Raw genomic sequence first — 25,503 nt, 5'->3', positions numbered from 1 at the left:
TGATTATGTACAATAACTCTAAAAACATTTCCTTAACCTTAGTTTATCTAATATTAATTAGTGTAAATAATATTTTTGCGCAAGAGAATGAAATATTAAATGGAAAATTTAAACCGACTTGGAAATCATTTGAGGAAAATTATCAATGTCCAGATTGGTTTAGAGACGCAAAGTTCGGTATTTGGGCTCATTGGACAGCACAATGCGTCCCTGAGCAAGGAGATTGGTATGCTCGGGGAATGTATGAGCAAGGTAATAAATATTATGATTTTCACGTAAAAAATTATGGTCATCCTACAAAGTTTGGATTTATGGAAATTGATAATCTTTGGAAAGCCGAGAATTGGGATCCCGCAAAACTTATGGAATTATATAAATACGCCGGGGCAAAATATTTTGTCGCTTTGGCAAATCATCATGATAATTTTGATAATTATAATTCAGAATATCACAAATGGAATTCTGTAAATGTAGGACCAAAAAAAGATATTGTTGGAATTTGGGAAAAAATTGCCAGAAAGAATGGAATGTATTTCGGTGTCAGTAATCATTCCGCGCACGCTTGGCACTGGTTTCAAACGGCTTATGGCTATGATCAGGAAGGACCTCTTGCGGGTATTCGTTATGACGCGGCAACTTTAACGAAAGAAGATGGAAAAGGAAAATGGTGGGAAGGTCTTGATCCCCAAGAACTTTATACTGGTCCAAATATTATTATGCCCGATGGAATTAATGATATTAAAACCGCAAATGACTGGCACGAAAAAAACGACAGAGTTTGGACCGAAGAACCACCGTTGCAAAATAAAAATTTTACGAATATGTGGTTTCTGCGCTGTAAAGATCTAGTAGATAAATATAAACCAGATTTAGTTTATTTTGATGATTATGAATTGCCTTTAGGACAAGCTGGATTGGATATTGTAGCACATTTTTACAATTCAAATATTCAGTTAAACAATGGCAAACTCGAAGCTGTTGTAACCGCAAAACAACTAAAACCTGAACAGAAATCAGGTATTGTGGAAGATATTGAAAGAGGTTTCAGCAGTGAAATTCAGCCTTTCGCTTGGCAGACTTGCTCATGTATTGGAAATTGGCATTATAGAAGATCAGATTATGAAAGTAATTCATATAAAACCCCTAAGCAAATTATTCTTTCACTAATAGATATTGTCAGCAAAAATGGAAATTTACTTTTAAGTATTCCAATTAGAGGTGATGGTACGATTGATGACTTGGAAGTGAAATTTTTAGAAAATTTAGGTAAATGGATGGAAATAAATGGCGAAGGAATTTATGGAACTAGACCATGGAAAGTTTATGGAGAAGGACCTACAAAAGTTAAAGCCGGAATGTTCAATGAAAGTGACTTGGAGGATTTTTCAAATGAGGATATTAGGTTTACGTCAAAGAGCGACACACTTTATGCTTTTATGATGAATTGTTCTGAAAGCAAAGTTGCGAATATTAAATCGCTCGGTAAACATTCCGATTTAATCAATGGTCAAAAAATTGAAAAAATAAAATTTTTGGGCTCAGAAAATAAGTTGGAATGGAAGCAGACAAATGATTCGCTTATCATTAATTTGTCTGATGAAAATCCGTTAGAATCTGTTGCCGTATTAAAGATAATTTTAGGTAAATATTAATTCGTTAAAGTTATATTGTTTGTTATAAAAATTCTTTCAATTGTTTTTATTTAAAATAAAGTAAGAATGTTAAAATAATTTAAGGTAAAATGACAAAACAAATAGTTGAATCAGATTTTTTAATTATCGGCAGCGGTTTAGCCGGACTTACATCTGCAATATATGCCTCAGAATTTGGTACGGTAACTTTGGTTTCTAAAAGTAAATTAAGTATAAGCAGTACATACTGGGCACAAGGCGGAATTGCCGCAGCTATTGATAAGTCGGATTCTGCCGAAATTCACTTTAAAGATACTTTAGTTGCCGGCGGCGAACTTTGTAATAATGATGCGGTTAAAATTTTAGTTAATGAAGGCATTGATAGAGTTAACGATCTAATTAATTGGGGAATGGAATTTGATGAATTGGACGGAAAACTTCAACTAGGTTTAGAAGGAGGACACACAAACCGAAGAATTCTTCATGCCGGCGGCGATGCCACTGGAAGCAAAGTCGTTCAATTTCTTGCTAGTATTGTTCAGAAGAAAAGTAATATTAAAATTTATCAAAACACACAGGTTCTTGAACTTTTAAATAATGATGAACAATGTTTAGGAGCAAATGCTTTTTCTTGGGATAGCAATAAACAGTTTATATTTATTTCACCGGTCACTATTTTGGCAACAGGCGGCGGTTCAGGAATTTTTTCGCGAACAACGAATCCTTATACTTCAACCGGTGACGGAATTACTTTGGCTTATAATGCCGGAGCAGAAATTTGCGATATGGAATTTTTACAATTTCATCCGACCGCCTTTTATTCAGAAAATGATCAAACATTTTTAATTTCTGAAGCTGTTAGAGGTGAAGGTGCATATTTATTGAACGGCGACGGAAAAAGATTTATGCTGGATATTCATCCAAATGCTGAATTAGCGCCGCGTGACATAGTTTCTAAAGCTATATTTTATGAATTACAGAATTCCAAGATTAAATCTGTGTTTTTAGATCTTACACATTTAAATGCTGAAAAAATAAAAGAAAGATTCAGTTCAATTTATGAAAAAGCATTAGAATACAATATCGATATTACGAAAAATTTAATTCCTGTTTCACCTGCGGCTCATTATATGATCGGCGGTGTTAAAACAGATATAAATGGAAGGACAAATATTAAGGGTTTATTAGCTTGCGGAGAAGTTACTTGTACAGGTGTTCACGGTGCTAACAGACTCGCCAGTAATTCACTTTTGGAATGTTTGGTTTTTGGAAAAAGATGTATTGATATTAGCGGTTCTATAAAGAACAGTAATATTCTTAATATTCAAACGGTTCTTGATCAAACAATAGATTACAAGATAAATAATTTTATAGTTGATAAATTTATGAGTATCAAAAATAAAATCGCTACTTTGCTCAATAACAATGCTGGAATAATAAGAAACGAAGAATTATTAACTTCCGGATTAAAAAATTTAGAAATGTTTAAACAATTTGGTTCGAATAAAGAATTTGAATATTATTCATTTAGAATAAAAAGTATTATTGAGATAGGTGAATTGATTATTAAATCGGCTTTAAACAGAAAAGAAAGCAGAGGCACACACCAGCGCAGTGATTTTGCCGAAACAAATAATTTATTTCTTGGTCGGTATATTTTCCAAAATGGACATCGTATTAAATTTGAAAAACACAACTAACACAAAATTAAAATGAAAATTGAAGAAGAATATTTAAAGAATATTGATGAACTGATAAACCTTGCGGTTGCGGAAGATATTTATACCGGTGATATTACAACAGAAGCAATAATTCCTTCTGTTAGTATTACTGAGGGTTATTTAAAATCAAAGGATGAGGGAATAATTTGCGGATTAGAAGTCGCTGAATTAGTATTTAAAAAATTTGATACGAACATTGTTTGGAAAAATAATTTTAAAGACGGTGATAAAATTTATAAAAATTCAATAATTTCAGTTTTTACAGGGAACTACAAATCATTGCTTTCAGCGGAAAGAATTGCGTTAAACTTTTTGCAGAGAATGTCGGCTATTTCCACCAAAACTTCTAAGTTTGTAAATGAGTTGAATAACACAAATACGAAATTACTTGATACTAGAAAAACACTTCCTGGATTTAGAACTTTAGATAAATATGCCGTTAAAATGGGAGGCGGAACCAATCATAGATTCGGATTGTATGATTTGATAATGATAAAAGATAATCATATTGACGTTGCTGGAAGTATTACAAATGCTGTAAATCAAGTTCGGAATAAGTATCAAAATAAATTTAAAATTGAAGTCGAAGTAAAAAACCTAAACGAAGTTAAAGAGGCTCTGCAATTGAAAGTAGATATTATTATGCTTGATAATATGTCAATTGAAGAAATGAAAAAGGCTGTTATTATTATTGATAACAAAATACTGACTGAAGCTTCGGGGAATGTAACTTTAGAAAAATTAAAAATAATTGCTGAGACCGGAGTTAACTTTATTTCAGTTGGAGCTTTAACTCATTCAGTAAATGCATTTGATATTGGGATGTACATTAAAAAATAAAAGAGAGACATGATAAATTCAAAGTTAGTAAATGAAATAAATAAATTAAAAAATAAAAAAAACGCGGTTATACTTGCTCATAATTACCAAATCGGTGAAATACAGGACATTGCGGATTTTGTTGGAGATTCACTTGGTTTGAGTCAAATGGCGGCAAAAACGAATGCTGACCTAATTGTATTTTGCGGAGTTCATTTTATGGCGGAAACCGCGTCAATTCTTTCACCTAATAAAAAAGTAATAATACCCGATCTAAACGCCGGATGTTCGCTTGCCGATAGCATAACGGCTGAAGAACTTAGAAATTGGAAAAAAGAAAATCCCGATGCGGTTGTAGTTTCATACGTTAACACAACTGCCGAAGTCAAAGCTGAAACAGATTATTGCTGTACATCTTCAAACGCAGTAAAGATAGTTAATTCAATTCCGTTAGATAAACAAATATTATTCCTTCCGGATCAATATTTAGGCAGCTATGTAAAATATATTACAAAACGTGATATAAAAATTTGGAACGGCTCTTGTCATGTTCATGAAAAAATTGGCGAAATGGATTTTAATATAGCAGAAGAGAAGTTCCCGAATGCGGAATTTTTAATACATCCTGAATGCGGCTGTTCTACATCGTGCATGTTAAAGTCTGCTAAAAACCCAAATTTAAAATTGAATATTTATTCAACTGAAGGAATGTTGAGAAGAGTAAATGAATCTGATTCGCAAGAATTTGTTATTGCAACCGAAGTTGGAATTCTGCACAGAATGAAAAAAAATAGTCCTGAAAAAATATTTCACCCTGCAAACGAAAAATCAGTCTGTGAATATATGAAATTAAACACTTTGGAAAATTTATATAAATCCATTTTAAATGAACAATTTGAAGTCAAAGTCGACAAAGAACTTGCGGATAAAGCAAGATTATCGATTCAAAGGATGATAGAGATTTATTAAGAATATAGTGGATCTACAAATTTACTTTTCCTTTTTTTGGATTTCCACCATAAATAAAATGTTAGTAAAGCGCTGACAACGGCCATTAAGACTAATAAAATTAAAATTGGGGTTAGTTCGTTGTTATATTTTGTATAGAGCCAGCCGATTATTTCTTCTTGGAAAATTGGTCCAATTGATCCCGTACCATTTATTATACCTGCCGCGGTTAACGCGCCTCTTTTTGAACCAACATCTATTGCGCCTACTCCGGAAATAAGTGAGTCGGGACCGTAAAGCATAAATCCGGCAATTCCCATTGAGATTGTGAAAAACATCAGATTAGATTCACCTTTTACATACATTAAAATAAATGCAAGCGCCATAAAACTTAACATAATAGCTGATATTAATGATCTTCTGCCTTTAAATACTTTATCGGAAATATATCCCGCGAATAGTACTCCGACAAATCCCGCAAGATCAAATACAACAGATAGATATCCAGCATTGCTTTCATTCATCCCAAAATTTTTATTCAGGAAAAACGGTACCCAGCTCCAAAGGGCATAACGTAAAAATTTAATAGTGAAATAAATTAATCCCATTGTAATTACTGTTAACCATGTATCACGGCTCCATCCTAATTTTTCAGTATTATCGTTTTCAATTTCACATGAATCCTCTTCATCTTTTATTGACTCAAGTCCAACATCTTCAGGTTTATTTGGATGTAAAAATAAAACGACAAACCATATTACAAGCAGCACTAGTGAAGCGCCGAAAAATGACCATCTCCACCCATATTCACCAAGCATATAAGCGGCAAATGAAGTCGAAATTACTGAACCGACTTGATAACAAGTTGCCCAAAATCCCAGAACTGTTCCGCGTTTTTCTCTTGTAAACCAAAACGCCAGCGAACCAATACATCCCGGCCAGCCTGTACCTTGCGCTAAACCGTTTAATGAAAGGAATAACAAAATAGTCCAGAACCCATTTGAAATACCGAAAACAAAATTACATATAAGTGAAATTCCCATTCCGATAAGCAGTAATAATTTTGGTCCGAGTTTTCTTCCAAAAAATGCGCTGGAATATTGACCAATCATGTAAAATACTAAATAAGCGGTGCCTAAATGGGCTAAATCAAGTGCCGAAAAATTTAATGAATCTGCTAAAGGACTTTTTACAACATAAAAGGCTTTTCGCGCAAAATAGTAACCGACGTAAGCCAGCCATGTAGCACTAAAGATTTTTACCTGCCAATGTAAAAGCGGATTTTTTTTGATTGATATATTTTTAAGCAAAATTACTCTGTTTTATTTGAATAAGGAATTACTATTTTATTTAACCAATTTACGAATTCAACTTGTCTTATTTTATCATCAATAACATCATCATCAATTCCGTATTTCCATCTTAAATCTTTTCTGTTTTTATCAGAATAGATTTTTTCCAAGTCCTCGGCATAATTCAATAAATCTTCTTTTGAAGCGAAATAATTTTGTTTAATTAATTTTTCTTCTCTTGCAATAATTAAGCGTGCAATTTCATGCAGATCATACTCAGGATGATATTGAGGCGCCCAGAAAATCCCTTTTTTATGTTTAACTTCTACTGCCTGTACATTTGTAAAATCATTTGACGCAAGCCATTTGCCGCCTTCGGGAAGTTTTGTTATTTCGTCATCATGACTAATAAAACCATCAAATACAGGAGGCTTGCCTTCGTACATTGGATGCTTACGTCCTTCTTCTGTTAAAAAGACCTTTCTTGCCAATCCCATTTCTCTGCCTTTTGGATTTGGTTTAACTTCACCACCTGCGGCATAAACAGCAATCTGTGCAGCCCAGCAGCTACCAAATTGAGGAACACCTACTTCATATGCATCTTTACATATATCGACCATCTTTGTTACTCTTTCATCATGATCGTGATAAACAGTTAAATTGCACCCAGGCCACAAAACTCCGTCATATTTTTTAAGTTCATCACCCTTAGGCAAAACAACTCCTGGATCGCTGGAATAATATACATCATATTTAGCGTTTGGCAAGTGTTGCAGTAATAGTTTGCCATATAATTCGCCGGCTTTTGTCATTCCTACTTCTTCAAATTGATCTCTACTTGGTTTTGGATAGCCATCAATAATAAGAAAATGCAATTGACCCATAATTTATATATCCTTTAATTTTTCAATAAGATTTGGTAATTCATTATAATGTTCAAAATATCCGTCTGCTCTGTTTCTGTCGCTACCGCGATCAAGGGCGGCTAAACATAAAATAGAATGCATACCCATTTTTTCAGGACCTAAAATATCATTGTGCTCTCTGTCTCCAATATGCACGATTTCATTAAATTCGAGTTCTAGTCCTTTCTTTGCAGCATGAAAAACACCTTCGGCAGGTTTTGAACATCCAACTTCATCTGAAAAAACAAATGTTGAAAAGTATTTAAGTAAACCTTCGTCTTCTAAAAGTTTTCTTAAAGCTCTGCCCGGACTAAATATCGCGTCAGAAATAACGCCAAGTTTATAATTCTTACTTAATTCTTTAATTGCATCATGCACGCCATCAATAAAATTAGGACGATACTCTAATTCCATTTCCTCATGAAGTTTAACAAGTTCATTCATTTCATTTGGAGGTAAAGTTACGTTTATTCCTTTCAAAACAATTTCAAGACGTTCTTTTACTTTCCAAGTAATATGATGATCATGCCAAACTTTTCTAAAGGCAGCATCCTGCGCGTCATATGCCGCATTCACTTTTTCTTGAGAAATATTTTGATGTTTATTAACAAATTGATGAACTAATAACCTTCTTTCGGCAGCTTTTGTTGGTCTGCCTGCATTCTTTCTTTTTGGCTCATCGGAATCGTCGATAAAAACGGTATCCCAAAGATCAAATGTTATACCTTTGATCATAAATTGAATTCCTCACTATATAAGATTTTTAATAATTTTTGATACATCGCCCGGCATTACCGGTTTTGGATTTAATGGTTTACAAGGATCTTCCATTGCATAAGCTTCCAATCCGGAAATATCTTCTTCTTTTACACCAATGCCTTTAAGGTCTGTCGGCATACCAACTTTAAGCAACCATTTTTCAATCGCATCAATCACGGCATCAGCATCGTTTTCAACGCCCAGAATGGAACCAAGCGAAGCTAATTTTTTACTTACTATTTCATCTGTTGAATTATACTTCATTACTTCAACAAGAACAGCGGCATTTGCCAAACCGTGATGAGTATCATAAAAAACACTTAATGCATGAGCAATCGAATGATTTATTCCCAAGCCTTTTTGAAATGCGGTTGCACCCATAGCTGAAGCCAATAACATTTCACCTCTAGCGGCGACGTCATTCCCATTTTCAACGGCTATCGGCAAATATTTAAAACATTTGTAAATACCTTCTTTCGCTATAGCGTCAGCAATTGGGTGATAAACATTCATAATATAAGCTTCAAGATTATGAACAAATGCGTCAACACCTGTAGCGGCAGTAAGCTTTTTTGGTAAAAGCAAAGTTACATCCGGATCAAGTACGGCGATATCAGGCATCATTTTGGGCGCAAAAATAATTGTTTTTTTATTTGTTGATTTTACGGTAATTACACTGCTTCTACCGACTTCACTTCCTGTTCCTGCGGTTGTTGGAATTGCATAAAAAGGAGGCATTTCATTTATAATATATTTATCACCGCCTTTTGAATCATCTAATTTTTCAAGCGGCTCATCGTGAGTGGCTGTAACTTTAATTGTTTTGCCAACATCGATTGGTGATCCTCCGCCCAGAGCAACAATAAAATCGCAATTATTTTTTTTATAAATATCGGTTGCTTCTATTACATTTTGTTCTGTTGGATTTGAAACAACATCGCTATAACTGAAAATCTCAATGTCTTGTGCAGTGAAATATGATCTTAATTTTTCTGCCAATCCAATTTTCTCAATTCCCTGATCTGTAACCAATAAACCTTTTTTTAAACCTTTACCTTTAATAATTTTCGGTAAATCAGCGGTTGCACCCGGACCATATTCAATTCTGGTCGGATAATTATAAGTATGTCTTAAAAGTGGCATAATTTTGCTCCAAATAAAATTTAATTCTAATGTTTAATTTTCAAATGATAAGATTTTGGTCTTGTTAACTGTTCGTATCCAACTTTTGAAAGGGAACAGCCTCTTCCGGAATCTTTAACTCCAACCCAGCTTAAGAATGGGTCAAGATAATCACATCGATTCATAAACCAAGTACCGGTATTAACTTGGTTGCCAATCTTAACAGCAGCCGGTTCATTTTCTGTCCATATCGATGCGGTCAATCCATAAGGACTATCATTCATTAATGTTAACGCTTCTTCATCATTTTTAACTTTCATAATTCCAACAACAGGACCAAAAGTTTCATCATACATTACATTCATTTTATGATTAACATCAATCAAAACTTGAGGTGCCAGATAATTTGTATTTTCTTTTGCGTAAGGAAATAAAGAGCCATCTATCATAGCTTTTGCGCCGGCATCAATTGCTTGTTTAATATGTTCACGCACTAATTCAGCGCCGCTGCGTTTTGCCAACGGACCTAATGTTGTTTCAGGATCAAGCGGATTGCCTAATTTGTATGTTTTTGTTAAATCGACAAAACCTTCAACAAATTTATCATAAACCGATTCATGAACATATATTCTTTCAATACCGCAGCAAGACTGTCCGGAATTAAAAAAAGAACCATCAACTAAATTTTCAACGGCATAATTTAGATCAGCATCCGGCATAACGTATGCGGGATCTTTACCGCCTAATTCCAACCCAACACCGATAAATCTGTTAGCTGCGACTTTTTGAATATCATAACCGCCTTTGACTGATCCGGTAAAAGCTACAAAGTTAACTCTTTGATCTAAAATAACTTTTGAAGTATCTTCATGAGATAAATGCAAATATTGGAATAAACCTTCGGGCAAGCCTGCTTGTTTGAAAGCATCAAAAAATCTTTCCGCGACAAGAGGCGTTTGGGCTGAATGTCTTAAAACAACAGCATTACCTGCAAGAAGGGCAGGGACAATACTATTAATTGCAATTAAATACGGATAGTTCCAAGCCGGAACAACGAATACTATGCCTAGCGGTTCACGTTTAATATATCTGTTGAATCCTTCTTTTTCGCCGACAAAAATATCGGTTAATGAAACTTCGGCTAAGTCCAGCATTCCTAAAGTTCGTTCTATTGTACCTCTAACTTCTGAAGGTGAATATTTAATTGGTCTGCCCATTTGCCAAGTTAGTTCTTCACAAATTCTTTTTTCATTACTTTTAAAAGCTTCCGCAAATTTTGAGATGTAGTTTTTTCTTTGAGAAAGCGGAGTGTCTTTCCAAGCTGCTTGAGCTTTTTCGGCTAATTTTAGTGCATTTTCAATATCATTTGAATTATGAAGTCTGCCTTCATAATAAACACTGGAGTCGATTGGTGAAATAATTTTAAATGTTTGTTCCATAAACAAATTCCTTGTAATTAAACCTCAATTTTTAAGATCAATATATTTTTCAAAACAAAAAAACAATTACATAAGAAATTTTAAATATAGTTTTACTCAATTTGCTTAAACCGAAAAAACTATTTCTTCTTTTTAGAGAGCTTGTTCTTTATTTCAAGTAATATCAATTCTAATAAAGCTAATTGAGAAATTCTTGACTGGCAAGAAAAACTTCCTAAAAGATTATCAGGCACACTAGTGTGCAAAACATATTTGGCAAATTGTGTCAAAGGCGATGATAAAAAATTTGTTAATGCTATTGTTACCAAACCGTATTCATTTGCTGCTTTCATTGCGGAAACAATTTCTTCAGTTTCACCAGAATGTGAAATCGCGAATACAACATCGCCATTATATAATGTAGGTATTATGCTTTGAATTATTGAGCGATCATTAGTGTAATTACTGTAAACTCCCAGTACACATAATGAATCATTAAAAATATAACCTACACCTGCCGCGCCGCCAATACCGACGATTAACATTCTCCTTGCTTTTACAATTTTATCGGCAATTACTTTCAATTGATTTGTTTCTATATTATTTACGCTAAAATCTATTTGTTGTTTTAAGTTATATAAAAAAGATTGAGTAGCGCTTTCAATGTTTTTACTCGATTCAATTTCTTTGATTAAACTTTTGCCGCTTCTTAAAAGCTCAGGTACCAAAGCAGTTTTAAATTCGTTAAACGTCTGATATCCAAGTGAACGACAAAACCTTATAACAGTTGCATCGCTAGTCTTGCATCTTTCAGCTATGCCTTGAGTTGTTAAAACAACAACTTCATCAATATGCTTTTGAACAAATTCTGCGACAGTCTTTTCACTTTTACTAAGATGATTAAATCTTTTGTTTATTAAATTTAACGGACTGTTCATTATAAAACCTCAACTATCTTCAGGCAATCTAAAATGTTGTAATTACTACAAAAAAATATTTATAATGTACTATCTACTACAAAAGTAATTATAAAAAATTTTAATGTCAATAAACTATTAAACATTATAATAGTTCTTTAAAGTTAAACATTAAATCTAAAATAACAACAGGATTTTAACGAAAAAATAATAAAAATAACAAATTGGATATTGATAACAATTTCTTAACAATGCTTTAACAATAGTTATCATTTTGCTTATTATTTTTAGATGCATAAAATCATTTAGAAAAGAAGCTTTCGATAAGTATCGCAGTACATAATTCAAATAACTTATGCCAATTGATAATTTACAAATCACCGTCCCAGCTTTGCAAGTTATTATTTAGAAAATTGAATTAAAAATTTATTGACAATAAAAAAAAATATAACTATGTTGTATCTGTAACAAGAATATTAAGTTATTGTAGTAGAAACAACAAAATTAAACCAATGAAAATCAGAAAGATTGCATGCGCTTAGTAACCAATTTTATTTTTTGCTCAATTATAATTTTACTCCTTTCTACCGAAATCTTTTCGCTAAATTTAATTAGTGAAAACTTCCCGTCGAGTCTTGTTGGTCGCTGGACTTTTGATAACTCTGCAGATTTACTTGAAGCAAATGTTGGGAATAGATTGACTAAGGTAGGAAATTGTCTAGCTGTTGAAGGTTCAGCGGAATCCGATGGAGCTGTTCGTATTGGTGTAGGAAGTTATTTTGCTGCCACTCACGGAATTACCCCGAACGGAGGCGGAAGTCTTGTTAACAATTACACTATTGTCATGGATGTTAAAATTCCGGCTTCATCTATGTGGTATGCTCTTTATCAAACCGACATAACTAATAAAAACGACGGCGACTGGTTTGTTAGTCCAAGTGGAAATATTGGCATCGGTGAAGTTGGTTATACTAACAAAGCACTACAAATTGAGCAATGGTATAGAATTGCAATTAGCGTCTCAAACGGCGTTCGTTATGATTATTATATTGACGGAGATAAAGCTTTAAGCGGTAATAAAGGAACGGTTGACGGCAGATTTGCCTTAGCATCTAAAGTATTATTTTTTGCGGATGAAAATAGTGAAGACAATATTTTTGATGTTTCCGATATTCAAATTTATTCTGAAGATTTATCAGATGAAGAAATTAAAAGTCTTGGCGGGTTTGAACACAAAGCAATAGAATTGAAAACCATAACTTATCCGTTTCTCCAAGGACCGACGCCAACTTCAATATACGTTTGCTGGACTTACAAAGGTGACAACCCAATAGCCGAATATGGAACATCACAATCATTGGGCAGTCAGGTTATTCCAGAAAAAGTAAATATCAATGACGAAAATGTAAGTCTTAATTGGTACACTGCAAAATTGGAAAATTTAATACCAAATACCACTTATTATTATAAAGTTAGTACTGACAGTGTTGAATCGGAAATTTATAAATTTAAAACTCAACCGGAAAATTCGGATTCAACCGGTCATGTTAGATTTGCTATTTACAGCGACAACCAAACATATTTCGAAAAGTTTACAGAAATAAATGATTCTCTTAAAAGTAAAGCTCAGTCATTATACGGTCCAAATATTGAAGATGACCTTAATTTGGTTTTTGATTGCGGAGATATTGTAACAGACGGCTGGAACCTTTCTTTATTCGTCCATGAATTTTTTAATCCTTCACATAAAATTGCAACTTCTGTCCCTTATATGGTTAGTATTGGAAATCATGAAGGAGACTCACCATATTTTTATGATTTCATGAAATATGAAGATTTTGGCGGAACACAAGGTGAAAAATATTATTCATTTAGAATAGGAAGAGTTTTATTCGTCGCAATGAACAGTAACTCGGCTTATCGAAATGATTCACAAATAAATTGGCTTAACCAAGTTTTAACCGATGCTCAAAACGATAATACTATTGAATGGATTTTTACATTTAACCATCACCCGGGACACAGTGAAATTTGGCCTGACGGCAATACAACATATGTACAGAACAGAATAATTCCAACTCTCGGTAAATATTCTAAAGTTGATATGCTGTCATATGGTCACTCCCACAATTACGAAAGAGGAACTGCGCTTAATAGTAACTTTAGATTAATGTGTATTGGAGGCGCCGGCGGTGCATTAGATAGATGGGAAATGTATGGAAACCAGGAAGATTATCCTGAAATTCAAAAAGCGGTTGACCATCACTGCTATGCAATTGTTGATATTGATATTGAGAATAAGTCATGTGAGATTACAACATACAGTATCGGCAATCCTGATAATCCGTTGGGCAATATTGTTATAGATAAGTTTATCAGAAATAAAGAAAATGAAACTCCTCCCGCAAAACCTTCATTTGTTTCACCTAATGAAGATGATGTAGTAAGTGTACCTTTTGTGTTAAATTCTTCAGTCTACAACGGTGATTATGAAATTATGAGTTCGCAGTTTCAATTAACGAGTAATAAAGGCAATTATGATAATCCAATTTTGGATGTAAAAAGAGATTATGAAAATGTTTATGGTAAACCTTTACCGCCGAACTTTTTGTTTATTGATTTGAATGCGGGAATTAACCTTGAAAAATTGGAAATTGATAATTTGAATTTTCAAGGGGATGTTTGGGCTAGAGTTAGATACCGTGATAAAAATCTGCAATGGTCAGATTGGTCGGATGAACTTGATTTAGCGGTTAGCAAAACAACAGATATTGAAGACAATGATGTTATGGTAGATAATTATAAATTATATAATAATTATCCCAATCCTTTTAATCCAACTACAAATATACAATTTGATTTAGTAGAAACTAGTCATGTTAATTTAACCGTATTTAACAATATTGGGGAGAAAGTTGCAGAATTGTTAAATGAAAATATGAAATCCGGACGTCATTCAATTGATTTTAATGGAATAGATTTAAGCAGTGGCGTTTACCTTTATAGGATAAGCGCAAACGGATTTAACGATATAAAAAAAATGCTGCTTTTAAAGTAAGAACGTTCAATACTAAATAATATTAAAATGCTATATGTTAAAACTAAATAGTAAAATCAGTAACTAACTTAAGGAGTATCTTTAATGAAGACAAAATTATTATTTCTATTTTTGATTACTGCTCTTAGTTTATCCGTTGCGCAAACGCCGGTTGCTAAATGGTCGTTTAATGATCCTAGCAATTTGACAAAAGCCGACATAGGTGAAGACCTAATTCTTGTCGGTGTTGATTCTGCTGTGGCTGGAACGGAAGCGGGAGACGGAGCAGTTTCAATTGGTATTGGTAGTTATTATATCGCAAATCCATATATGCTGCCAAGTGGAGCTGATACCGCAAAAAGAGTAAATCTTTATACCTTGGTAATAGATTTTAGAGTAATGGATTTAGAAGGTTGGCATTGTTTCGGTCAAACCGATCCAACAAATCAAAGTGATGGTGAATGGTTTATAAATCCGGGTGATGGGAACGTTGGCGTTGGTTCTTCAGGTTATACCAAAAATACTATTACTCCATTGGAATGGTACAGATTGGCAATCGTTGTTAATACCGCAGATACAAATGATAACAGCGGTGTTAAGTATTATTTTGACGGTGTTTTCCAATCTATTGCAACTGCAAATCATAAACAAACAATAGATAATAGATTTTCAGTTGGAAGTGCAGATGAAGCAATTCAATTATTGCTTTTTGCAGATAATGATGAAGAAGACGCAGTAATGGAAGTTTCAAATGTTTCTATTTATGAACAAGCACTAACACCAGCTGAAATCGCTGCTCTCGGTGGTTTCAAACATGAAGAAAAAGAAGTATTAACAGCAGTGGGAATGTGGGATTTTGATGACCCTGCAGATTTAACAGCTGCAACACACGGTTCACCGCTTGAATTGGTTGGAAATGTTGAAGTTGTTGAAGGTCCGGAAGCCGGAAACGGTGCGGTATCTATCGGCGTTGGAAATCACTTAAAAGCGCTTACAGCAATTGCCCCAAACGGCGGCGGAACAAAAGTTAACGCTTATTCTGTTACAATGGATATAAAAGTTAATGTTCTTGATAATTGGGTTGCTTTATTACAAACCAATCCTGACAATAGTGATGACGGCGATTTATGGTTAAGCAGCGACCATGATATTGGTGTTGGCGCCCTAGGCTATTCTGATCCTGATATTATTAAAGAGGGTGATTGGTATAGAATGTTTTTGGTAAGCACTCCGGTTGCAAACGATTCAGTTGATTTTAATGTTTATATGGATGGTGTTAGAGTTCTTAAAGGTAAAAGACAGGCAATTGACAGCAGATTTGCTCTACAAAATACTTTGCTTTTCTTTGCTGATAATGATGGTGAAGATAACACTATTGAAGTATCTAAAATTGCTGTATATGACTCTTCTTTAACAAGCAGAGATGTAGCAGGCTTTGGCGGATATCAGCATGGTACCGTTGAAGAATCAATTGTTGCTCAATGGGATTTTGATAATCCTGATTCATTAGAGCTTGCAACAATAGGTAATGATTTAGTATTAGCAAATAAAGACGGTGCTGAGCCGGTTGCTGAAGCTACAGCAGGTCCAGCAAATGGCGATGGTGCAGTTAAAATTGGACCAAGAAACCATTTTATTGCAAATCCTGATATGCAGCCGAACGGCGGCGGTTTAAAAGTAAACAGATATACAATTCAATTTGATTTTAGTGTTGAGGCATTAGGAAATTGGAGAGCATTTTATCAAACTGATTCATTAAATGAAAATGACGCTGAATTCTTTATTAAGAAAACCGGTGAAATTGGAGTTGGCGATTTAAGTTATTCCGATAGCGTAATTGTAGCTCCTGGCGAATGGTATAGACTTATTATTGCGGTTGATTTACTTGATACAACACAGCATGCAATTAATTATTATATAGATGGACAAGCAGTTCCTCACGGTGAAAGCGGATATCAGAAAATAGATAATAGATTTTCTTTTGGTCCCGCGGGATATACAGATCAGTTAATTTTAATGGGCGATAATGACAACGATGACGGTTTAATTAATGTATCTAAAGTTGTCTTATATAATAGAGTATTATCTGCTGAAGAAGTTGCTGCTGTTGGCGGTTACGGACACGTTGTAGGTGTTGAAGATAACGTTTCTAATTTGCCGGAAGTTTTCGCGCTAAATCAAAATTATCCAAATCCTTTTAACCCAACGACCATCATTAGTTATTCCATACCTAAACAAACAAATGTTAGTTTGAAGGTTTATAATTTACTTGGTCAGCTGGTTACTACAATTGTTAATAAACAGCAAAATGCCGGAAACTATGAATATCAGTTTGATGCAAGCAGTTTATCAAGCGGTATTTATTTCTATTCACTAAAAGCCGGTGAATTTACAAAAACACAAAAAATGATGTTGATTAAATAGTAAGTAATAAAAAAAAATATGTAAAACTTCCTCCAAGAATTTAAAAGATTCTTGGAGGATTATAATTTGAATGTAAATATTAACTGCTTTTTATAATATTTTTATATAAAAATTATTTTGTGAAGTTTTAGTGGACCGAGAAAAAAATAATTTATCTATGTTTTAATTTAGCTTGAGGATAACTTGGATATTAAGAATTTTTACAGAACTACAATAACTAAAATTCTATTTTTATTACTTTTAACCTCGCCTCTATATGCTGGAACTACTGGTAAAATTGTTGGAACAATAATTGACAAAGCAACCGGCGAACCATTGCCAAGCGTTAATGTAATGATAGAAGGAACTACTCAAGGAACTGCTTCCGATTTAAATGGTCATTACACTATCTTAAACGTTAGCCCGGGAACACATAATGTTATTTTCAAAAATATCGGTTATGCTGATTACAGAGTTGAAGGCGTTATGGTAAACGTTGATAAAACGACAAAAGTTGACGCGCAATTATCAATTTCCTCAATTGAAATTACTGAAGTAGTTGTACAGGCAGAAAAACCTCCTATAGAAAAGGATAGGACATATTCTTCGGCTGTTGTTAATTCAAAAGCGATAGAAGCATTGCCTGTAACTGAAATGAGTCAGGTAATTACATTACAGCCGGGCGTTGTTAAAACCGGAGATCAACTACATTTTAGAGGTGGAAGGTCAAGAGAAGTAGGATACGTAGTTGATGGTGTTTCTGTAACAAATTCTTTTAATCAAGATGGCGGTTCAAACGTAACAGTAGAAAATTCAATGATTGAGCAGCTTGAAGTTATTACGGGTACATTTAATGCTGAATATGGTTCTGCTCAGTCGGGTGTTGTTAATATTGTTACTAAAGGAATTTCATCAAAATTGACCGGTAACATTAATGCTTTTGCGGGAGATTGGATAAGTAATCAAAGCGATGTTTTTTTAGGAGTTAACAAAATTAATCCTATGTCAGAAAAAGACATTCAAGGGAATATCAGTATTCCAATTATTACGGATAAATTGGGGGTTTCCTTTGTAGGAAGATACAATTATTATGAAAGTATAAATTGGTACGAAAAAAGATATAATGTGATTGACGGTTGGCGAATTGCCGCCTATGAAAGGTGGTATAGAGAGCAAAGGTCAGCCGAGGCTTCAGCTTCACAGGCAATATATATTCCTGATTCATTAAAAACCGGTGACGGTTCTATGGGTCCGCTGTTAACAGGAGATAGATTTTCAGGAAATGTTAAGGTTAATTATTATCCATTCGAACGTTTTAAAATTGCGTATCAAGCATTTGGTGATTATTCAAAAAGTAAAGGATCCACAAGTTCATACTATAGATATCAACCGGACGGAATGAGTGAAAGTCAGGGTTTTAGCCATAGTCATTTTTTAACTCTAAGACATACGCCAACCGATAATTTTTATTACAATATTTCCGGTTCTTATCAATATAATAGAGGTGATTCGTGGTATGATAAATCCAATAAAATGGCTTTATATCCTGGAGATACGGGAATTCAGTTAATTGGTTATACAAGTGATGGATTTTCACTTGGAAATACAGATGGTTTTTATTCCAATGCTGATGGAAAGAATTTTAGAAAATTATATATTTTTAACGGCGATTTTAACTGGCAGGTTGATAAATATAATTTTATAAAAGCAGGTTTTGAGTATAAACGTCATGAAGTTAATACATATTCTTGGGGATATATTTCAACACCTGATTGGAATACAAAAAAATGGATAAATTTTGACCCTGATCCAACATTAACATTTAATGATTATTGGAATACAATGGTTGACTATTGGAAAAATTGGGAAAGTTTATTTGATACAGTAAGATATAGAAGATATAATGAAGATGAATATACACTTTGGCGTGATTATACTATTACTCCAAGTGAAGGAGCTGCTTATGTTCAAGACAAAGTGGAATTGGGTGAAATAATTATAAATGCAGGCTTGCGTTTGGATATGTTTATGCCAAATGAACTTGTTCCGATAAATTATAGAGTTGAAACTTCTCAGCTTACTTCACAAGTAAACTTAAAAGAGGCGACAACTAAAGTAAATTTAAGTCCAAGACTAGGTGTGAGTTTCCCAATTTCGGCAAATGGAGCGTTCCACGCGGCATACGGACATTTTTATCAAATGCCGAGTTTCGAAAAAATGTTCAGTGTTCCTATTTATGTACTTACCCCGCTTCAACTTGAAGGACTTACACTTGGAAATGCGGATTTAAATCCTGAAAGAACAATTCAATATGAATTAGGTTTACAGCAGCAAGTCTTTCCGGGAATTACGGTAGATGTATCTGTTTATTATAAAAATATGAGTAATCTGCTTGGGGTTGAATATTTAACAACATTAGATAATGTTAGATTTTTACATTATATAAATAGAGATTATGGCAATTCTAAAGGAATTACAATTGGAATTAACGCGTTTGGCAGTAACTATATTAACGGAAGTTTGAATTATACATATTCTACAGCAAATGGAAGTGCGTCGGATCCGGATTATATTGCTCTTGTACAAGCCTCAACTCAAATTGGCGGAGAAGCGGTCGAGTTTTTAGATAGGCAGGTTATTGCATTGAATTGGGATCAAACCCATACACTTAATGCCCTAGTTGATTTTAAGTTTACAAGTAGTTTTTTCATGTCGGTTATTGGAACATACTGGTCAGGCCAGCCTTACAGCCCAACATTTGTTGAAAAATATGATATTCTTGCGCAAGAATATAATAATGCCGATGTTAAACCAGTTCAATGGACTGTGGACTTAAAAGCAAGATATGATTTTGAGGTTGGATGGTCAACAATTACAGCATTTATACAAGTTGATAATTTATTTGATCACTTAAATCAAAATTATGTTTACAGTTCAACAGGAACCGCTTACGATAACGCACGATTACCGTCTGTTGAAAGAATTGAAATAGAAAGATTGCAGCAAGCTGGATTATTTACATTAGGTGAAATAGACAATAAACCCGAATGGTTTTCAAGTCCAAGAAAAGTAAGACTTGGATTCGTACTCAATTTTTAATTTTTGGAGAAGAAGAATTTATGCTCAATAATTTTTTTACCAAAATGCTATTGGTTTTTTTACTTTATTTTGCGATAAATTTAACCGCACAAACTGAAGATGATGAAAAAAACAAACCAATAACCTTAAAGCCCCAAACAATTACCGGATCTCGCGGTTATACCGGTGCTTTTAATAAAATATCGGAAGCACAAGCGGAAGGTAATGCAAAATATTTTAGGTTTACGGTTCACGATGGAAATTTAATTACAGGCGGAATAGTAAATTCCGGTTTATTATCATATCATTATGTAGGCGGTTCTCCAACAATTGCTTGGCCTAAAGGTCCAAAATCCGTTTCAATTTTACATGGAGCCGTTTTCTTTGTTGCAGCCGAAGTTACTGATACAAAAGGATCAACTATTCACATTGTTTCAGACAATTTCAGAAGAGGCAACGTAGAAGCTTCGCTTGATGAGTCTCACTGGTGGGCATTTATGCCTCTTGGAAAATACTTCAATAATGATCAGCCTGGTGCATTAGACCCAGATATGGACGGACTGAGTGAAGACGTTGGAATTGATGAAATCCCAAATACCGGTGATACTGGTGAAGGGGACGGAGTTTTGCAAGATGAAGAAGATTTTAATCTAAATGGACAATTGGATACACATCTACAAAATGGTGTAGGTTGGTTTGCAATCAGCCATAGAAAAGAAACATGGCCGCGATATTGGCCTGTTGGATCTTATCCAGGTGACGGCAGAGTACAAGGGGAGGAAAGACCCGGCATACGTGCAGGAAGATGGAATGGTGAATTTGGCGCCTATATTCGTTCTGACCAAGAATCATACTATGTTATGGATGACAGGGAAAATGATGAGTTTAGTTATTATCCATTTGATGATGAACAATCGAAATTACCTTGGCCAAATGGACGAAGAGGATTAGGAGTTAAGGTTACAGTTAGAAATTATCAGTGGAGTGCTAGATTAGCTGAGGATCTTTTAATTTCAATTTATGATATTGAAAATGAAGGTAAAGACCTTGATAAAGCAACTGTAGGAATGTATGTTGATCCCGATTTGGGAGGTTCATTATCCGGCGATGACGCAGATTTTGATGAAAAAGATGATATAACTTATGCATATACAAAAGAAGGCGTGTCATTGCAAGGATTACCAGTTGGTTATTTCGGGTTTGCGTTTTTGGAAAGTCCTGGTTTGGTTGATGGAGTTGATAATGATCAGGATGGTCTAATTGATGAAAGTCAAAATAATGGAATTGATGATGACGGTGATTGGGTTGGCTTTGAAGATAAAAATTTTAACGGAGAATGGAATTGGGAAGATGTTGGAATTGATGGAATTCCCGGAACTAATGATACTGGGGAGAATGACGGAGTATTACAGGCGGAAGAAGATTTTAACAATAATGAAATTCTTGACGTTGAACCTTTAAATAATGATGTTGGTTCTGATGGTTTAGGACCTGGAGATGAAGGATATATTGGACCTGATCCAGATGGAACTGAAGGGAACGGAATTCCTGATCAAGGCGAACCAAATTTTGATTTTACCGATAATGATGAATCAGATCAGGTAGGTTTAACATCTTTTTATCTTAGGGATTGTGATAACACGATGGGCGATGATGAAACATATTGGAATGTTGAAATTAAACCGGGCGTTTTTAATGTTCGTCCTGGGTATCAGCGTGATATAGCGTTTAGTTACGGCAGCGGCTACGTAAAATTTGCAGGAACCGAAAGAAAACACAGATACGCGATTGCTTTGGTATTTGGTAATAATGCAACAGACATTGTAAGAAATAAAAGAACTATGCAGGTTATATATGATGCGGATTATAATTTTTCAAAACCTCCTAGAAAACCAATAGTAACTGCTACATCTGGAGATGGAAAAGTAATTCTACATTGGAACAGTGATGCGGAATTTTCAAGGGACCCTCTTTATGGTCAGGATTTTGAATGTTATTATATTTATAAAAGCACCGATCCAACTTTTGATAATATTAAAACAATTACAGATGCGTATAATAATCCAATTTTGATGGAACCTTTAGCAATTTTTGATAAAATTGATGGATTAAAAGGAATTCATCCTGTAAATATTGGGGCGGAACTTGGACCTGAAAGCAATTTGGGTGTTTCTTATAATATGGGAACAGATAACGGTTTGAAACACTTTTATGTTGATACCGATGTCACAAATGGACGAACATATTATTATGCGGTTGTTTCTGTTGATCAAGGTTATCATGATTCATTTTACCCTGATATATCATCGCGCGAAGGATTGGTAAACGCTTCTCCAACAGAATGCTCTGCAATTATTCAAACGGATTTATTGGGCAGGGCTGTTAAAACTGATAAGAATACGGTAATAATTACTCCTTATGAATATCCTGCCGGATATGTTTTACCAGCATTGAGTGAAAAAGGATTTGAAAAAGTTTCAGGTTTCGGTACAGGAACTGTTGAATTGGAAATATTCAGTCCAAAAGAAGTTAAACCAAACACAACTTATTCAGTTCAATTTTTAGATGATGGTTCACAGCAAAAATTTGACAGCTCATTTACAGGAATAACAACAAGGGCAATTATTTTCAATGAAACTACCAACACAATAATGAATAGCATAGATGATCCGGATAACAGTGAAAAAGTTGATGAATTCATTGCCGACGGATTTAGAATAAAATTGAAAAATGATTCGCTTAATTTTAATTCTGCAAATTGGGTTGTTGGCAATTCAAATTTGGCTGTTACTTCAAGCACTATTGAAATTGGAAGTCAAATGGTAGCAAGAGATTACGAAATTAGAGTTTTTGCTCCAATTGATCCGGTAACCGGTGTCGGAGCAGATACCTCGGTTTACTCAAATATTACTGTTACTGATTTTCAAATATGGGACGTTACTAATCCTGACAGTACATTTAAAGTTGATTTTAGATTTAGAGACGGCGCTCAAACCGCAAATAAAAGAGGCAGTTTAAGTCACGGTGATAAAATTCAAATGGTTTCAAAATACAATCAAGGACAAAGAACATGGTTCTTTGATGTGAATGTTCCGGGATTTGATACTCTTTCCGCTGATGAGATTATATATCCTTCTGCCGGAGATGTATTAAAAATTACTAGTAAGAAACCTTTTGACAGAAATGACAAATTTACTTTCACACTTGACGGAAATTACGTTGAAGCAAGTAAAGTTAAAAAAGATTTAAGCAAAGTTTATGTAGTTCCCGATCCTTATATAGCGGTCAGTTCTCTGGAAAGGAAAGTAATAAATATTGATGAAGGCAGAGGTGACCGAAGAATTGATTTTGTGAATTTACCGAATGAATGTTCGATTGAAATTTATACAACATCCGGAAGATTTGTAAGAGAATTATTCCATTCTTCCACAAATTCCAACGGAAGAATGGCATGGGATTTAAGAACAAAGGACGGCTTGGAAATTGCTCCCGGCATTTACTTCTTTGTTGTAAAAGCCCCTGGCGTTGGTCAAAGCACCGGTAGATTTGCAATAATTAAATAAGAATTTTATTGGAATAATTATGAAAAAAATAAATTTTATTGGTAAAAGTTTTCTGATAAGTATTTTTCTCTTAACCATCAGCTTTGCCGGTGAAAATCCGGTAAATACTTCTACAAATGTAGACGGTATCGGAACCGCATCGATGACGTTTCTTGAAATCGGCATTGGAGCTAGAGCAATGGGTATGGGCGGCGCTTTTGTTGCAGTCGCAAATGACGCATCTGCTACATATTGGAATCCTGCCGGTATTGTTTGGGCTGATAAAATACAAGTTGAAATAAGTCATAACCAATGGTTCTTGGATTCCAAATTGCAATCAATTAGCGGTGTTATTCCGTTGCCGCAGTTTAATTCATCAATGGCTTTAAGTATTGTTACATTAGGGTTTGATGAGCAGCCGGTAAGAACAGTTGATCGACCGACCGGAACTGGCGAAATGTATGATGCGAGAGATTTTTCAGTTGCGTTTTCTTGGGCTACTGCAGTTACTGATAGATTCTCATTTGGTCTTTCGGCAAAGTATTTAACATCTCGTATTTGGCACGAATCCGCAAATGCATTTGCGCTTGACTTTGGAATTTTTTACAATACTGAATTGAAAGGACTCCGACTTGGCTTCAGCATGGCTAATTTTGGATCAAGTATTAAATTTGCGGGCAGAGACCTTGACTCAACAATCGATCCGGATAAGGAAGTTGAAAATTTTGACAGAGTTCCCGCGGAATATAAAACCGATGCTTATCCATTGCCAATTCTTTTCAGAGCCGGAATTTCTTATGAATTAAATCTTGATGATTTTGGAAACGCGATTTTTGCGGCTGACGTTCTTCATCCAAGCCATTCTCCTGAAGCTGTTAATTTGGGTTTGGAATACGGATTTACGAATATGTTTTTTGTAAGAGCCGGATATCAAAATCTATTTGACGAATCTGCAATTGACGGATTAACATTAGGCGCAGGAATAGATTATTATAATAATGATAACGGATTTGGCGTTAGATTTGATTATTCTTGGGCTGATTGGGGAAATTTAAAGAACGCTCAAAGATTCTCCGTTGGAATTGTATTTTAAGATGCTAATTATTATAATTTGGAAAAGCATTAAATTAAACTGTGAATGAGTTTTAATAAGTATTTAACTAAAAAAAATATATCGATATTTTTAGGTCTGGTTTTAGCTATTGTTACTGTTTTTTTATTCTTCAGAAACAATAGTAATGATTTGCCCGTTCTTGCTAGAGTCGGGCAAAAAATTATTACACCTAATGACTTTCTTCTCAATTATGAATTCGGATTTCCGCATTTAAAGATCGGCAGTACATTAAACGAAAGAAAAAGAAATTATCTTCAATTTATGATTAATGAATATCTTTTTGCTTCAGACGCCGAATCAAAGAATTTGAATCTATCTTCCGAAGTAAAATATCAAACTGAACAAATTAGAAGGGAACTGCTGTTAGAAAGTATAATTAACAATGATATAAAAAATAAGATTAAAGTTAATCCCGAAGAAATAAAGGAAGCAATTAACAAATCCAAAGTTAGTTTTAAATTTTTTTTCTGGCCTGAAACGGATTTTGAAAATGCGATGATCATAAAAAAAATGTTTGAACAAAATGGAATTGATGATACATTTAAAAAGTTAAGCGGCAAAAAATCCGATTTTCATTTTGATTATTCCAAATATGTGTCGGATTATAAAACATGGCAGGATATTCCCGAAGAAACTTTTAAAGCGATAAAAGACCTTAAAGTTAACGAGTTTTCTAACCCGATTAAAATTGACGATGTTTATTATGTTTTTCAAGTTCAGGATATAAGAAGAGAAACACTAAGAAATGAAGAATATTTAAGTCAAGCGCCGACATTTCAAAAAAATTATTTTTAACT

The 25,503-nt window shown here is 34.1% G+C and carries 16 protein-coding genes; 10 read left to right on the top strand and 6 right to left on the bottom strand.

Features of this window, described 5'->3' with window-relative positions:
- Positions 1 to 5: 5 nt before the first annotated feature.
- The 4 genes from IPK06_05215 to nadA all read left to right on the top strand — a co-directional run bounded on the left by IPK06_05215 (position 6) and on the right by nadA (position 5,140).
- The gene (locus tag IPK06_05215) at positions 6 to 1,652 is read left to right on the top strand and encodes an alpha-L-fucosidase (GenBank protein MBK7979399.1); all 1,647 of its coding nucleotides are present in this window, start codon (positions 6 to 8) and stop codon (positions 1,650 to 1,652) included.
- 89 nt (positions 1,653 to 1,741) lie between these two features.
- Entirely contained in the window at positions 1,742 to 3,331 is a 1,590-nt protein-coding gene (gene nadB, locus IPK06_05210; protein ID MBK7979398.1) for an L-aspartate oxidase, read from the top strand.
- A gap of 12 nt (positions 3,332 to 3,343) precedes the next feature.
- Entirely contained in the window at positions 3,344 to 4,192 is an 849-nt protein-coding gene (gene nadC / locus IPK06_05205; protein MBK7979397.1) for a carboxylating nicotinate-nucleotide diphosphorylase, read from the top strand.
- Positions 4,193 to 4,201: 9 nt separating this feature from the next.
- Positions 4,202 to 5,140, top strand: coding sequence for a quinolinate synthase NadA (gene nadA / locus IPK06_05200; protein MBK7979396.1), 939 nt, complete (start codon positions 4,202 to 4,204; stop codon positions 5,138 to 5,140).
- Here the strand turns inward: nadA and IPK06_05195 are convergent.
- From IPK06_05195 to IPK06_05170, 6 genes are all read right to left on the bottom strand, one after another.
- Complete coding sequence (locus IPK06_05195) at positions 5,137 to 6,429, bottom strand: MFS transporter (GenBank protein MBK7979395.1); 1,293 nt, start codon at positions 6,427 to 6,429, stop codon at positions 5,137 to 5,139. The genes nadA and IPK06_05195 overlap by 4 nt on opposite strands.
- Before the next feature lie 2 nt (positions 6,430 to 6,431).
- Positions 6,432 to 7,295 carry a type 1 glutamine amidotransferase gene (locus IPK06_05190; GenBank protein MBK7979394.1) on the bottom strand — a complete coding sequence of 288 codons (864 nt, stop codon included), beginning with the start codon at positions 7,293 to 7,295 and terminating at the stop codon, positions 6,432 to 6,434.
- Between the two features lie 3 nt (positions 7,296 to 7,298).
- Positions 7,299 to 8,051, bottom strand: a complete 753-nt coding sequence (locus IPK06_05185; protein ID MBK7979393.1) for an HAD family hydrolase — start codon at positions 8,049 to 8,051, stop codon at positions 7,299 to 7,301.
- 15 nt (positions 8,052 to 8,066) lie between these two features.
- A complete protein-coding gene (locus IPK06_05180; GenBank protein MBK7979392.1) occupies positions 8,067 to 9,218 on the bottom strand; it encodes an iron-containing alcohol dehydrogenase in 1,152 nt (383 codons plus the stop codon).
- A 26-nt stretch (positions 9,219 to 9,244) separates the two neighbouring features.
- Positions 9,245 to 10,636, bottom strand: coding sequence for an aldehyde dehydrogenase family protein (locus tag IPK06_05175; GenBank protein MBK7979391.1), 1,392 nt, complete (start codon positions 10,634 to 10,636; stop codon positions 9,245 to 9,247).
- Between the two features lie 119 nt (positions 10,637 to 10,755).
- A complete protein-coding gene (locus IPK06_05170) occupies positions 10,756 to 11,553 on the bottom strand; it encodes a MurR/RpiR family transcriptional regulator (protein ID MBK7979390.1) in 798 nt (265 codons plus the stop codon).
- 511 nt (positions 11,554 to 12,064) lie between these two features.
- On the opposite strand from IPK06_05170, the gene IPK06_05165 reads away from it, so the two are divergent.
- The 6 genes from IPK06_05165 to IPK06_05140 all read left to right on the top strand — a co-directional run bounded on the left by IPK06_05165 (position 12,065) and on the right by IPK06_05140 (position 25,501).
- A complete protein-coding gene (locus tag IPK06_05165) occupies positions 12,065 to 14,590 on the top strand; it encodes a metallophosphoesterase (GenBank protein ID MBK7979389.1) in 2,526 nt (841 codons plus the stop codon).
- Between the two features lie 309 nt (positions 14,591 to 14,899).
- Positions 14,900 to 16,993, top strand: a complete 2,094-nt coding sequence (locus IPK06_05160; protein MBK7979388.1) for a T9SS type A sorting domain-containing protein — start codon at positions 14,900 to 14,902, stop codon at positions 16,991 to 16,993.
- Positions 16,994 to 17,176: 183 nt separating this feature from the next.
- On the top strand, positions 17,177 to 20,071 hold the full coding sequence (locus tag IPK06_05155; protein MBK7979387.1) for a TonB-dependent receptor: 2,895 nt from the start codon (positions 17,177 to 17,179) through the stop codon (positions 20,069 to 20,071).
- Between the two features lie 20 nt (positions 20,072 to 20,091).
- Entirely contained in the window at positions 20,092 to 23,613 is a 3,522-nt protein-coding gene (locus tag IPK06_05150; protein ID MBK7979386.1) for a hypothetical protein, read from the top strand.
- A 19-nt stretch (positions 23,614 to 23,632) separates the two neighbouring features.
- On the top strand, positions 23,633 to 24,685 hold the full coding sequence (locus IPK06_05145) for a PorV/PorQ family protein (GenBank protein MBK7979385.1): 1,053 nt from the start codon (positions 23,633 to 23,635) through the stop codon (positions 24,683 to 24,685).
- 45 nt (positions 24,686 to 24,730) lie between these two features.
- Positions 24,731 to 25,501 (top strand): peptidyl-prolyl cis-trans isomerase, encoded by a 771-nt coding sequence (locus IPK06_05140; GenBank protein ID MBK7979384.1) that lies wholly within the window; start codon positions 24,731 to 24,733, stop codon positions 25,499 to 25,501.
- The last annotated feature ends 2 nt before the right edge of the window (positions 25,502 to 25,503 follow it).

It is taken from the genome of Ignavibacteriota bacterium (assembly GCA_016713565.1).
Taxonomy (GTDB): Bacteria; Bacteroidota; Ignavibacteria; order Ignavibacteriales; family Melioribacteraceae.
Note: the sequence above shows the minus strand (reverse complement) of the source record. Positions and strands in the feature narration are given on the sequence as shown.